This window comes from Streptomyces sp. NPDC057654, from assembly GCF_042800135.1.
GTDB lineage: Bacteria > Actinomycetota > Actinomycetes > Streptomycetales > Streptomycetaceae > Streptomyces.
Window position 1 is genome coordinate 5,314 of record NZ_JBHVHQ010000076.1, and the last position, 12,451, is coordinate 17,764.

Sequence of the window (12,451 nt, forward strand, 5' to 3'; positions counted from 1 at the left end):
GGTTACGAGCCCCAGATCCTGGTGGGCGGCGGCCTGCGCCTCCCGCACGTACCGGCGCTGCGCGCCGCCGGGATCGACGCCTTCCACATCGGCGCTGCTTCGCGGCCTTCGGGGTGGGAGGCACCGGTGGACGCCGGGGCTGTGCGGGTCTGGCGCGAGGCGCTGGACGCGCTGGACGCTTAGCGCGTCCGTCTGCGGCCCGGCGGGGGCGGGCGTTCCTGTGCCCTCAATCTCCCCCAGCTACCGCTGGGAGGTGCCCCCAGCGGGCTTGATTTGGCTGGGCTTGATGCGATGGCTCGCGCCGGTGGAACTGACCGTTCGTGTGCCCTCAAACGCCGGGCGGGCTAATAGGTCGTCGCCCGCCCGGCGGGATCGGCATCAGGTGGCCGTCAGTTGGTCCGGCAACGGTGCTGAATGGATGACCGTCAAACCTGACACCGCTCGCGTCAGTGACACATACAGGCGGCGCAGCCCCGTGCGTTCGTCGGGTTCGCCGGAGACGACGGCGGCGGGTTCGTCGAGTACTACGTAGTCGTATTCGAGGCCCTTGGCGAGGGTGGCCGGGACGAGGGTGAGGCGGGCTTCGGGGGAGGTTTCCTCGCCGGGGGTGAGGGCGGTCAGGCCGGCTTTCGCCAGGGCTTCGGTCAGGGCCGGGAGTCTGGAGTCGGCGGCGATCAGGCCGATGGAGCCCTCCTTGGCGAGAGCCTCCCGGCAGGCCGTGATGACGGAGGCGTCCAGGTCGTCGGGGGCCACCGCCCGTACCGCGAAGTCGCCCGCCGCCTCGCGGATCGAGGTGGCCTCGGCCAGGCCGGGGGCGATGGCGGGGAGCAACCGCGAGGCGTACGCGATGACTTGGCGCGGCACGCGGAAGCCCTGGGTCAGTTCCTCGACCGTCGCGTCCGACTTGCCGAGGTGGGACAGCGCCTCTTCCCAACTGTTCGTGGCCCACGGCGTGGTGCCCTGCGCCAGGTCGCCGAGGATCGTCGCCGAACCCGTCGTGCAGCGCCGCCCCACCGCCCGGTACTGCATCGGGGAGAGGTCCTGCGCCTCGTCGAGCACGACATGCCCCAGGGAGTGCGTACGGGCGATGAGATCCTGCGCCTCGTCGATCAACACGGCGTCCGCGGCCGACCACTTGGCGGACTTCGCGCTACGGGCGGGCTTGGCCCACAGGATCTCCTTCTGCTCCTCCGGAGACAGCAGCCCGTCCGCATGTTCCGCCAGGAACTCCGCGTCGCCCAGCAGCCGCAGCACCAGCTTCGCCGGATCGACCGGCGGCCAGGCCGCCTTGACCGCCGCCTTCACCGCCGCGTTGCGGGCCACGGCGTCCTGCACCCGGTCGTCGGGAGCCTCGCCCGCCTCCTCCATCCGTACGAGCACGGCGTGCGCGATCCGTTGCGGAAGCGCCTCGCGGGCGGCCCCGTACCGGATGTCGCGCGCCAGCAGCTCCGTGACCATCTCCTCCACCTCGTACGCCGGTACGCGCCAGCGCCGCGAGCCGCGCACCACGACCACCGCCTCCGTCGGCATCGTCACCCCGGAACGCACCGCCCGCCGCAGCACCCGCGCCATGCGCGCGTCGCCCTTGATACGGGCCGCGGTCGCCCCGTCCGTACCGCGCACCTCCACGTGGGCGACCAGATCGTCCACGGTCGCCTGCGCGACGTTGAGTTCGCCGAGCGCCGGGAGCACCTGCTCGATGTAGTGGAGGAAGGAGCGGTTCGGGCCGATGACGAGGGTGCCGGAACGGGCGAGCCGGTCGCGGTGCGCGTACAGCAGATACGCGACGCGGTGCAGGCCGACGGCCGTCTTACCGGTGCCGGGCGCGCCCTGTACGCACACGGTGCCGCCGATTCCCGCTCGTACGATCTCGTCCTGCTCCGGCTGGATCGTCGCGACGATGTCGCGCATCGGGCCGACGCGCGGCCGCTCGATCTCGCTCTGGAGCAGCTTGCTCGACTGCTCGGCCTCGGAGCGGTCGGTGAGGTGCTCGTCCTCGTACGCCGTCAACTCGCCGCCCGTGTAGCCGAAGCGGCGGCGCAGCCGCACATCCAGCGGGTTGTTCTTCGACGCCTGGTAGAAGGGCTGGGATACGGGCGCGCGCCAGTCGATGACCATCGGGTCGCCGTCCGCGTCGTGGACGTGCCGGCGGCCGATGTAGAACTGCTCGCCCTCCCCGCCCTCGGCCAGCTCCATGCCGGGCGCGTGCCCGTAGTCGAGGCGGCCGAAGAAGAGCGGGGTGTGGGCCAGGTCGGCGAGCGCCTTGATGCGGTCCTCGATCTGGCTCTGCAATACCTCGGCGTTGACCCAGTTCGCCGTGACGTCCTTGATGTCGAGGGACTCGACGTCCGCGCGCATGGCGCGCAGCGCGGCACGGGACGCGGTGAGGTGGGCGCGTTCCCGGTCGAGGGGGTTCGTATCCGGGGACGGGGACGGGGCCGGGGCTGGGGCGGGGGTCGGGGCCGGGGTCTGATGGGGCTCTGCCGAATTCTGCCCCTGGGCGTGCGAGAGCACGGTGCTGCCTCCGTCTATGAGTGGGTAGCGAGCGGAATACCGGCCGGTTTCCGTCCGGACGGAGGCGCTCCCGAGTGGTGCGGCGGCGCGGGAGGCGGGAAGTCGGCGATTGTAGTCAGCACGGATGCGGGGCGCGAATGGTTTTATGACCCCTGGTCCGTGATGGGGCCGCCGCCCTCAGGGATGCCGTCCCTCTCCCGTAGGGGTGGGCATGGGCCTGGAGTCGTACGGACGCGCGGCCGTGGTTACACCGGCAGGCCGATGTATCGCGGCCCCGCGAAATCCATGATGGAACACATGAGCACCGCAACCTTCACTCACACAGGCCAGGGCGCCCGCCGAGGTGCCAACGTCGACTCCGCCGCAGTTCAGCAGCGCCACGGGCTGGGCGGCACGCTCCGTGCGATCAAGGTCTTCGCGGGGGCGGCGATCAGCGTCGTCCTCCTTGGGGACTACGCGGACGACAAGTAGAAGGAGAAGCAGGAGAGGGCACGCGTCGCCCCCTCCTGCCAGAACCTCGGGCGCCGTCCCCCGACGACATCAGGACGACATCAGCTCGTCCGCGTCCACGATCCGGTACGCGTACCCCTGCTCGGCCAGGAACCGCTGGCGGTGGGCCGCGAAGTCCTGGTCGACGGTGTCGCGGGCGACGACCGAGTAGAAACGGGCCTCGTGCCCGTCCGCCTTCGGGCGCAGTACGCGGCCGAGCCGCTGCGCCTCCTCCTGCCGGGACCCGAACGTCCCGGAGACCTGGATGGCGACCGTCGCCTCGGGCAGGTCGATGGAGAAGTTGGCGACCTTCGAGACGACGAGCACGCTGATCTCGCCTTCCCGGAAGGCGCCGAAGAGCTTCTCCCGCTGCGCGTTCGTCGTCTCGCCCTTGATGACGGGCGCGCCGAGATGCTCGCCCAGCTCGTCGAGCTGGTCGATGTACTGGCCGATCACGAGCGTCTGCTCGCCCTGGTGCCGCCGCACCAGGGCCTCGGTGACGCGGCGCTTGGTGTCGGTGGTCGCGCAGTACCGGTACTTCTCCTCGGTCTCGGCGGTGGCGTACGCGAGCCGCTCGGAGTCCGTGAGGTTGACGCGTACCTCCACGCAGTCGGCGGGGGCGATGTAGCCCTGCGCCTCGATCTCCTTCCAGGGCGCGTCGAACCGCTTCGGCCCGATGAGCGAGAAGACGTCCGACTCGCGGCCGTCCTCCCGTACGAGCGTGGCGGTGAGCCCGAGGCGGCGGCGGGCCTGGAGGTCCGCGGTGAACTTGAAGACCGGCGCGGGGAGCAGGTGCACCTCGTCGTAGAGGATGAGGCCCCAGTCGCGGGAGTCGAAGAGCTCCAGGTGCTGGTAGACGCCCTTCCGCTTGGTGGTCAGCACCTGGTACGTGGCGATGGTGACCGGGCGGATCTCCTTGCGGGTGCCGCTGTACTCGCCGATCTCCTCCTCGGTGAGCGAGGTGCGCTTGACCAGCTCGTGCTTCCACTGCCGGGCGGAGACGGTGTTGGTGACGAGGATGAGCGTGGTCGCCTTGGCCTGGGCCATGGCGCCCGCGCCGACCAGCGTCTTCCCGGCGCCGCAGGGGAGCACGACGACGCCGGAGCCGCCGTGCCAGAACCCTTCGACGGCCTGCTTCTGGTACGGGCGCAGGGCCCAGCCGGTCTCGTCGAGCTCGATGGCGTGCGCCTCGCCGTCCACGTAACCGGCGAGGTCCTCGGCCGGCCAGCCGAGCTTCAGCAGAGTCTGCTTGATCTGCCCGCGCTCGGAGGGGTGCACGACGACGGTGTCCGGGTCGACCCGCGCGCCGACCAGGGGCTGGACCTTCTTGGAGCGGAGGATCTCTTCGAGTACGGGGCGGTCGGTGGACTCCAGGACCAGCCCGTGTACGGGGTGCTTGAGCAGCTTCAGCCGCCCGTACCGCGCCATGGTCTCGGCGACGTCGACGAGGAGGGCGTGCGGCACGGGGTAACGGGAGTACTCCACGAGCGCGTCGACGACCTGCTCGGCGTCGTGCCCGGCCGCCCGCGCGTTCCAGAGCCCGAGGGGCGTGACGCGGTACGTATGGATGTGCTCGGGCGCGCGCTCCAGCTCCGCGAACGGCGCGATGGCCCGCCGGCAGGCCTCCGCCTGCTCATGATCCACTTCCAGGAGCAGCGTTTTGTCGCTCTGGACGATGAGGCAGGACACACATTCCTCCATGAATAGGGTCGTCTCGCGACAGAAACAACGTCTGCCACGGCACGGTCTATGCCCCGCACCCGACGCCGGAAGAGCGTCCCGGCCGACGCGCCGGGGTGCGCGCCGCCTTCTATGGTCGCTCATCGGGGGCGGGGGGCGGGGGCGCTTCTCCGGAGGGGCTGTGCCCGGTGGGCGGCGGCGCTCATACGGCCCGCATGCCCGCCGGGAACGGAGCCGCCGCATGTCCGCCGGGAACGGAGCCGCCACCCTCGTACGTTTTTCCGGCGATCGGCTTGTTGGAGGGCGTGCTGAGGGCTGTGGGGGTCAGCTATGGCGGTGTGGGCCATGTCGTTTCCGGCGCTGGTGTGTCTGCTGGGGCTGTTCGCCCTGGTGGAGAGCGGGTGGCGGTGGTTTACGGGGCTGGGCTTGATTCCGTGGGTGCGGCGGCGGGCGGGGCGGTCGTTGTCGAATACGGCCTTCGATGAGCTGACGGCCGTCGTGAACGGGAACAAGACGGCGGAGCTGGAGCAGCGCCGGGTGGAACTGCTGCGACGGGACGACGAGAGCGATGGGGCGCCGCCCCGGTCCAGCATCGACCTGGCCAACGGCACGGCGTTCATCGTGGTGCCGGAGGCAGGTGGGGGCGGAGGGGGTAGTAGGGGTAGTGGGGGCATAGGGGGTAGTGGGGGTGGCTGAAGCGGACGTTGCCGCTGTGCGGGGCGTCAGGTTCCGGAGTTTCCGAGTGCTGCCTTGCGCAGGGAGCGTTCCGCGATGCGGGCGGCCGTCGACGCCGGGAGCAGGCGGCCGAAGACGAAGGTCTGGAACGTGTTGAGGCGGCCGTCGACGATCGCCGGGCCCCGGCCGCGCAGGGCGGACATGACGGTGTCCGCGACGGCGTCGGGGGCACGCTTGCCCGGCACGCGCCGGGTGTTCATCGCGGTGTCGGTCGGACCGGGGCTGACCGCCACCACCCGCACCCCCGTCGCCCTCGTCTCGGCCCACACGGCCTGGGTGAAGGACAGCACGAACGCCTTCGAGGCCGCGTAGGCGGCGACGTACGGAGCGGGCGCGTACGCACCGGTGCTCGCGATGTTGACGATCGTCCCCCTGCCCCGCGCGACCATGGCGGGCAGGAGGAGAGCCGTCAGCTCCGCCACCGCACCGGCATTGAGGTCGACCAGGCCCCGTACCCGTGCGGGATCGCTGTCGGCGACCGGCCCCATGAGGCTGGCGCCGGCATTGTTGACCAGCACCTCGACCTCGGTTCCCGCGCCCGCCAGCCACTCGGCCAGCCGGGAGGGGGCGCCCTGGTGCGACAGGTCCAGCGCGAGCGTCGACACCTGGACCCCGTACTCGGCGCGCAGCCGCTCGGCCGCCGCCTCCAGGCGCGTACCGTCCCGTGCGACCAGGGCCAGGTTCATGCCCTCCGCGGCCAGCCGCTCGGTGATCGCGGCCCCGATACCGGTCGCGGCGCCGGTCACGACCGCAGTTCCCCGCCTGGTCTCGTCTTTTCTCTTCATGTCCGGAACGGTAAACTTTGACATTAACGTCAATGTCAACCATGACTCGGAGGAAGAGGCGGCGGCATGCGCATCGGAGAACTCGGCAAAGCCACCGGGACCAGCCCCCGCTCCCTCCGCTACTACGAGGACCAAGGGCTGCTCTCCAGCGACCGCCGCCCCAACGGGTACCGGGAATACGGTGAGGAAGCCGTGCGCCAGGTCGCCTTCATCCAGGACCTCTACCGTGCGGGACTGCCCTCCCAGATCATCCGGGACATCCTTCCCTGCACCGCGTCGACACCGCCGCCCGCAGGCGAGTGCACCCAACTCCTGGCCCGCGTCCGGGAGGTCCGCGACGAACTCGCCCGCCAGGAGCAGCAGATCGCCCAGCGCCGCGAGATGCTCGACCGGTACCTGGCGGGGACGGAGACCCCCGCCGGTCTTGACGGCCCGTCCCGCTGCTCCGCTTGAGGGCAGGTTCTGTTCTTACGTTTCGGCGATGGGGGCTGGGGTGGAGGCGAGGCGCTTTTCGAACCAGTGGTGGGCGTAGGGCTCGTCGTTGAAGGCGGGGACCTCCGCGTACCCGCTGCTGCGGTAGAGGCGGGTGGCCGCCTCCAGCGCCTTGTTGGTGTCGAGCCGTATGCGGTCGCTGCCGTGCCGGACGGCACGTTCCTCCAGTTCGGAGAGGATGCGCCGGGCGAGGCCGAGCCCTCGGGCACCGGGGTCGACCCACACCCGCTTGATCTCGGCGGGCGCGCCGCCCGGCAGTTTGAGCCCGCCGCCCGGCAGCTTGAGCCCGCCGCAGCCCACCGGCTCCCCGTGCAGCCGGGCGACGAGGAACAGGCCGCGCGGGGCGCGCAGTTCGCCTGGGTCGGGGAGCAGGCTGTTCGCGGGGTCGAAGCCGCCGTCGAAGAGTTCGCGCAGTTCGGCGGCGTACGAACGTAGGCACTGCTCGGCGTCCGGGTGGCCGGGGTCGAGCACTTCCAAGGAGACCACCGAGGCGGTCAGCAGCCGTTCGACCTCCGCCATGGCCGAGGTCAGCCGGTCCCGCTGCCGGGCGTCGAGCGGGCCGAGGAGTGACGCGGCGAGCGCGTCGCTGCGGTCGTCGAGCAGCGCCCGCTCCGCGCGCCCGGCCTCGGTCAGCCGTACGGTGCGTACCCGCCGGTCACGCGGGTGGGACTCGACGGCTACGAGACCGTCGCGCTCCAGGGCCCGTAGCAGCCGGCTCACGTAACCGGAGTCGAGGCCGAGCCGGTCTCGTACGCTCCGGACGTCGTGCGTGCCCTCGTCGCCGAGCCGATCGCCGATCTCCCAGAGCAGCCGGGCCTGCCCGTAGGGGCGCGTACCGCCGAGGTAGCGGTCATGCAGTACGCCTACGCGCTCGGCGACTGTGCGATTGAAGCGCCGGACCTGCTCGACCTGCTCCATCTGCTCTGCCTGCTCCGTGGTCATTCTCTGACTTTAGTCAGAGGACGAGGGACGGTACATGGCGCAGGTGGGGGAGGGAGGGTCGGCCCGACCGTGAGCCCATTTTAATACCGGTATAGTTTGACCGGGATAGTTATTGGAAGCAGCGTGCGAGAGGCCCCCATGATTGAGATCCTGAACCGCCCCCAACTCGACCGGGCGCGGGAGACCGGCGCGCTGGTCGGCCACATCCTCCAGACCTTGAAGGGCCGCAGCGCGGTCGGCGTGAACCTCCTGGACATCGACCAGTGGGCCAAGGAGATGATCACGGAGGCGGGGGCGCAGTCCTGCTACGTCGACTACGCGCCCTCCTTCGGGCGAGGCCCGTTCGGCCACTACATCTGTACGGCCGTCAACGACGCGGTACTCCACGGGCTGCCCCACAACTACGCGCTGGCCGACGGCGATCTGCTGACCCTCGACCTGGCCGTCTCCCTGCGCGGGGTGGCCGCGGACGCCGCCATCAGCTTCGTCGTGGGCGAGGCCGGGCCCGCGGAGAGCGTCGCGATGATCGAGACCACCGAACGCGCGCTCGCCGCCGGGATCGCCGCCGCCGGGCCGGGGGCGCGCATCGGGGACCTCTCCCACGCCATCGGCACGGTTCTCGGGGAGGCCGGCTACCAGATCAACACCGAGTTCGGCGGCCACGGCATCGGCTCGACCATGCACCAGGACCCGCACATCTCGAACACCGGTCGGCCCGGCCGCGGTTACAAGCTCCGCCCCGGACTGCTGCTCGCCCTGGAGCCCTGGATCATGGCCGACACCGCCACGCTCGTCACCGACGCCGACGGCTGGACGCTGCGCAGCGCGACGGGCTGCCGGACCGCGCACACCGAGCACACCATCGCCATCACCGACGACGGGGCCGAAATCCTCACGCTGCCGGGACGGTGGGCGCGGCCGTAGGGCTCTTCGCCGGGTCAGCGCTCCGCGTGGAGGTGCTCCGCGCGGAGGTCCAGCATGTAGAAGACCTTGTCGAAGCGGAGTTCTCCGACGGCTACGAAGGCGGGCAGCCGGCCGTACTCGCTGAAGCCGAGCGACCGGTAGAGGCGCAGGGCATTGGCGTTGTCGCCACGGGCGTCCAGGGTCAGGACCTCGATACGCGCTTGTTCGGCGTCGGCGATCAGGCCGGCGGTCAACGCCCGGCCAATGCCGCGGCCGTGGGCGCCGGCATCCACCGCGATCTTCTCCAGGTCGGCGTGCGGGCGGTGGGTCGGCCGCGCGTAGCGGAGCCAGTACCCCAGACCGGCCAGTTGGCGGTTGACGTAGGCGGCGCGCAGGGACGCGTCGCCGGCGCGCGCGGAGGCGACGACGTCGTCGAGGAGCGTTGACACCTCCTTGAGAGCGGGTGGCTCAACCCACCCGAGCGCGGCACCACCGGCCACCAGGTCCGCCAGAATCCGGTGGGCCGATGAAACGAACCGGGCCCAGAGGTCCGGATCGGACGCCAGCTCCACCGCGTTGAGGAGGACGGTCTCGTCGCCGTCGTCGCCGCCGGTTCCGTTGCCCGTCATGGCCGTGTCCATGGCGGGCAGCCTAGCTGGGGTGTTCTTGGAGGCGTACGCGCCGGAGGCGGGCGAGACCGGTGGTTGCGGGGGTGGGGGCTGCGGGGGCGTGGAGAGTGAGGAGGGGGTGGGACCAGAGGGACTGCCAGATCAGGAAGTAGCAGATGCGGCAGGCGTGGAGGGGGAGTCGGTCGCCGCCCCAGGGGCCTATGTCCTCGCCGGTGTCGGCGACTTCGCTCTCGGCGTCGCCGCACCGATGGCAGTGGCCCTTCGCCCAAGTCGCTTGTGCCCAGAGGGCTTCCGGGGTCATGAGGTGCGCCGTCCGGACGTTTGGCGGGGTGGGCGCTGACGGTGATAGTCCAACAGCACGTCCACGCACTTCCGGCACCAGCACACCGGCACTTCGCACCCTTTGCCGAGGATGACGGCCCCTTCCAGGGCCCGGGCCTCTTGGGGGAGGGGGCGGTGGCACATGTAGCAGTGAGCCGTCTTCGTCTCGGGCTCGGGCTCGGGCTCGGCCTTGGGCTCGGGCTCGGCGGTCATAGGAACGGGCCGTTCTGGGCGCGCTGGACCTCGTACCGCACGCCGTCGTCGAGGTTCTTCGACGCGTGGCCGTCGAGCTCTACGCGCCTCCCGCCGCAGCGACTCCGCAGGTCCAGCACGCGGTAGTACGCGCCGTCGACGTTGAGCCAATCGCCGAGCCGGATCGTCCGGGCGACGACCGCTACGGGCCTGAACACCGCGCTGTACCTACGCTTGGCATGCACGTGGGTACCTCAGCTTCGCCCAGATGACCTTCCCGTTCGGTACGGGCCTCACTCCGACGCCATCCGCGAAGCTCTGCACGCAGTGCAGGCCCCGGCCGTGTTCGGACAGCTTCCGCAGGTCCAGGTGCTGGTCCAGGTCCAGGCCCAGGTGCCGACCCGCCGAGTCTGCCTCTGCCTTTGCCTCGGGGAAGACCACCAGCACTGGGGAGAAGTCCCGTACCTCGATCACGATCGCGTCGGGGCGACGGCGCATGCCCAGGCGGAAGCGCCTGTCGCCTGTGTGCTTGACGTTGCACACGAGTTCCGTGGTGACGAGGCGGGCGTCGTCGACGCGTTCTTCGAGTCCCCAGAGGTGAATCTGGGCCGTGACCAATTGCCTGATGCGAGGGAGGTGGTGCGGGTCGTACTTCAGAGCCCAACTCCTTATGGCTCGTTGTGACTTCACGTGTGCCGCCGATGTGTCGGTGATCGTCATTGCCATGGTTGGCTGCCGCCTCACTGCTCGCTCACGCTGCCGGTGGGGGTGATCCGTTGGGGAGGTGGGGTCCCGGATTCCTTGGATGAGTGCAGCGCCGGGGCTCCATTTGCTCGTCAACTCCACGCATGTGGATGGCAGTTGACGGTTCTGTGGCGCACCGGACAGCCAGTCAGCGGTTGTTCTGGTGCGACATCTCACACGATGGACCTAACTGTGCGCGTGCCGCAACTCATTCGGCTGCAAAATGCAGCACTGTCCCTCTAGCGGGTGACTTTGCCGCTGACGATCAGGGAGGATGCGGTGTGTGCCGCACTGGGCGGGGCAGGGGGCAACCCGAGGAGGCAGATGTGGGTCAGCCAGCACTCCGGACGGCTCGTCGACGCAGGCTGGGGGCCGAGCTGAAGGCGCGCCGAGAGGCGGCGAAGGTAACCCCACAAGCTGCCGCGAAGGCGATCCACGGCGACAACTCAAAGATCTCCAGGGTCGAAAACGGCCGTCACCGTGTGACCAGGCTTGAGCTGGAGACGTTGCTGAACCTCTACGGCGTGAAGGACGACAAGCTGCGTGAGTGGCTGATCGCGCTCTCCGCCGAAGGGCGTAAGCGGAGTTGGTGGCGGCAGCACAGTGATGCCCTGCCTGACGCCTTCAAGGAACTCTTGATGCTGGAGTCGGACGCGGCAAGGATCGCGGCCTATCAATCCGAGGTTGTGCCAGGACTCCTCCAGACGAAAGAGTATGCGACCGCCGTAATCAGCGGAGCAGCCAGTCAACTAACGAAAGAGGAAGTTGAGTTCTACGTCAACCTGCGGATTGAACGGCACGCCATTTTCCAGCGGGAGAATCCGCCGCGATACCTATGCATCGTGCAGGAGGGCGTCCTGCGGCAGGCTGTGGGAGGTTCGAGGGTGATGGCGGCGCAGCTGCGACACTTGATTGACTTGAGCCACCCGCCTGAGATGACCATTCAGGTGATCCCCTTCTCGCAGGGGGCCTCCACGGCTACCGGAGGATCTTTCGTTCTTTACTCCTACCCGGACCCCATGGACCTGGACATTGTCCAGGTCGAGTACCTCGATGGTGCCCTGTATCTGGAGGAGGACAAGACCGTCGAGAAGTACCGCAATTCCTTGGAAGGCCTGCGTGCGTCGGCGCTATCGTCACGACAAACCATCGAGCTGATCTCGTCGATCGCACGCGACTTTGACGAGTGAAGAGGAGTCGCCCTGTGATCCGGAATGATCTGCCAAAGGATCGATGGAAGAAGTCCTCCTACAGCGGAGACCAAGGGCCGACCTGCATCGAGACTCAGCCCACTGACGACGGTCTGGTTGCCGTGGGAGACAGTAAGAATCGCGCCCTGGGCGCGTTCGTCTTCCCGCCTGCGGCGTGGGCGGAGTTTGTTGGTGCTGTGAAGCGTGGCGACTTCGGCGACATGTGACGAGTCCGCAACGCGGGTCCGGGCCAGATGCGTTGGGCGAAGAGACAGAGAGGGTCCTCTCATGATGCGGCACAACCTCCCCGAGAAGAGCTGGGCCAAGTCGTCCTACAGCGGCTCGCAGCAGTCCGATTGCGTTGAGACGCAGTGCACCGCCGACGGCCTGGTTGCCGTGGGGGACGGCAAGGCGCACGCCTTGGGTGCGTTCGTCTTCTCGCCTGCGGCGTGGGCGGAGTTCGTTGGTGCTGTGAAGCGTGGCGAGTTCGGCGACGTGTAGCGGGCCCGTAATGCGGGGAAGCCGTCGCCGGTCACATTGAGTTTATCGTCGCGGTACGCCGTTGGTATGTGGTACGCGCAGGGTGGTGGTCTCTCGGCCGGGCGTTGGCGTTCGCCTCCGCGAAAGCGGCGAGCCTGAAGCGGTCGGCACCGTGACGGCGTCGAGCTCCGGACCTTCATCCGTGCTGTTCGCACGGGAGCCTTCACTCACTGTTGCTGAGCCACGGGGCCGGAGCGGGTGGTGCGGTACCCCCGAGTGGGGATGGAGGCTGCTGCCGCGTGGGGCGGTATTCGGTGTGGGTGGGTGCGGGTTTCGTCTCGGACCCTTCGGGTCC

At 69.4% G+C, this 12,451-nt stretch carries 15 protein-coding genes and 1 pseudogene; 8 read left to right on the forward strand and 8 right to left on the reverse strand.

What is annotated here, in order from left to right:
* A pseudogene (locus ACFU99_RS09245) lies at positions 1-183 on the forward strand (copper homeostasis protein CutC); the annotation flags it as partial.
* A gap of 195 nt (positions 184-378) precedes the next feature.
* On the opposite strand, the gene ACFU99_RS09250 reads toward ACFU99_RS09245, so the two are convergent.
* A complete protein-coding gene (locus tag ACFU99_RS09250; protein WP_384388106.1) occupies positions 379-2,514 on the reverse strand; it encodes a HelD family protein in 2,136 nt (711 codons plus the stop codon).
* A gap of 297 nt (positions 2,515-2,811) precedes the next feature.
* On the opposite strand from ACFU99_RS09250, the gene ACFU99_RS09255 reads away from it, so the two are divergent.
* Complete coding sequence (locus tag ACFU99_RS09255; protein ID WP_384388109.1) at positions 2,812-2,985, forward strand: hypothetical protein; 174 nt, start codon at positions 2,812-2,814, stop codon at positions 2,983-2,985.
* Between the two features lie 69 nt (positions 2,986-3,054).
* On the opposite strand, the gene ACFU99_RS09260 is transcribed toward ACFU99_RS09255, so the two are convergent.
* Entirely contained in the window at positions 3,055-4,692 is a 1,638-nt protein-coding gene (locus tag ACFU99_RS09260; protein WP_384388112.1) for a DNA repair helicase XPB, read from the reverse strand.
* A gap of 336 nt (positions 4,693-5,028) precedes the next feature.
* Between ACFU99_RS09260 and ACFU99_RS09265 the strand changes: the two genes are divergently transcribed.
* Positions 5,029-5,379, forward strand: a complete 351-nt coding sequence (locus ACFU99_RS09265) for a DUF6191 domain-containing protein (RefSeq protein WP_384388115.1) — start codon at positions 5,029-5,031, stop codon at positions 5,377-5,379.
* A gap of 26 nt (positions 5,380-5,405) precedes the next feature.
* Here ACFU99_RS09265 and ACFU99_RS09270 read toward each other — a convergent pair whose 3' ends face one another.
* A complete protein-coding gene (locus tag ACFU99_RS09270; protein WP_384388118.1) occupies positions 5,406-6,203 on the reverse strand; it encodes an SDR family NAD(P)-dependent oxidoreductase in 798 nt (265 codons plus the stop codon).
* Positions 6,204-6,269: 66 nt separating this feature from the next.
* Between ACFU99_RS09270 and ACFU99_RS09275 the strand changes: the two genes are divergently transcribed.
* The gene (locus ACFU99_RS09275; protein ID WP_384388121.1) at positions 6,270-6,656 is read left to right on the forward strand and encodes a MerR family transcriptional regulator; all 387 of its coding nucleotides are present in this window, start codon (positions 6,270-6,272) and stop codon (positions 6,654-6,656) included.
* A gap of 15 nt (positions 6,657-6,671) precedes the next feature.
* On the opposite strand, the gene ACFU99_RS09280 is transcribed toward ACFU99_RS09275, so the two are convergent.
* Positions 6,672-7,637, reverse strand: a complete 966-nt coding sequence (locus tag ACFU99_RS09280; RefSeq protein WP_384388123.1) for a GNAT family N-acetyltransferase — start codon at positions 7,635-7,637, stop codon at positions 6,672-6,674.
* 138 nt (positions 7,638-7,775) lie between these two features.
* Here ACFU99_RS09280 and map point away from each other — a divergent pair, with 138 nt between their 5' ends.
* Complete coding sequence (gene map, locus ACFU99_RS09285; RefSeq protein WP_384388126.1) at positions 7,776-8,561, forward strand: type I methionyl aminopeptidase; 786 nt, start codon at positions 7,776-7,778, stop codon at positions 8,559-8,561.
* A gap of 14 nt (positions 8,562-8,575) precedes the next feature.
* On the opposite strand, the gene ACFU99_RS09290 is transcribed toward map, so the two are convergent.
* The 4 genes from ACFU99_RS09290 to ACFU99_RS09305 all read right to left on the reverse strand — a co-directional run bounded on the left by ACFU99_RS09290 (position 8,576) and on the right by ACFU99_RS09305 (position 10,402).
* Complete coding sequence (locus ACFU99_RS09290) at positions 8,576-9,181, reverse strand: GNAT family N-acetyltransferase (protein WP_384388128.1); 606 nt, start codon at positions 9,179-9,181, stop codon at positions 8,576-8,578.
* A gap of 10 nt (positions 9,182-9,191) precedes the next feature.
* On the reverse strand, positions 9,192-9,470 hold the full coding sequence (locus ACFU99_RS09295; RefSeq protein WP_384388131.1) for a hypothetical protein: 279 nt from the start codon (positions 9,468-9,470) through the stop codon (positions 9,192-9,194).
* A gap of 229 nt (positions 9,471-9,699) precedes the next feature.
* Complete coding sequence (locus ACFU99_RS09300; RefSeq protein WP_384388133.1) at positions 9,700-9,900, reverse strand: hypothetical protein; 201 nt, start codon at positions 9,898-9,900, stop codon at positions 9,700-9,702.
* 10 nt (positions 9,901-9,910) lie between these two features.
* Positions 9,911-10,402 carry an ATP-binding protein gene (locus ACFU99_RS09305; protein ID WP_384388136.1) on the reverse strand — a complete coding sequence of 164 codons (492 nt, stop codon included), beginning with the start codon at positions 10,400-10,402 and terminating at the stop codon, positions 9,911-9,913.
* A gap of 350 nt (positions 10,403-10,752) precedes the next feature.
* On the opposite strand from ACFU99_RS09305, the gene ACFU99_RS09310 reads away from it, so the two are divergent.
* The 3 genes from ACFU99_RS09310 (at position 10,753) to ACFU99_RS09320 (ending at position 12,117) form a co-directional block, all read left to right on the forward strand.
* Positions 10,753-11,616, forward strand: a complete 864-nt coding sequence (locus ACFU99_RS09310; RefSeq protein WP_384388138.1) for a helix-turn-helix domain-containing protein — start codon at positions 10,753-10,755, stop codon at positions 11,614-11,616.
* Positions 11,617-11,630: 14 nt separating this feature from the next.
* A complete protein-coding gene (locus ACFU99_RS09315) occupies positions 11,631-11,843 on the forward strand; it encodes a DUF397 domain-containing protein (protein ID WP_384388141.1) in 213 nt (70 codons plus the stop codon).
* Positions 11,844-11,904: 61 nt separating this feature from the next.
* On the forward strand, positions 11,905-12,117 hold the full coding sequence (locus ACFU99_RS09320) for a DUF397 domain-containing protein (RefSeq protein ID WP_384388143.1): 213 nt from the start codon (positions 11,905-11,907) through the stop codon (positions 12,115-12,117).
* Positions 12,118-12,451: the final 334 nt, after the last annotated feature.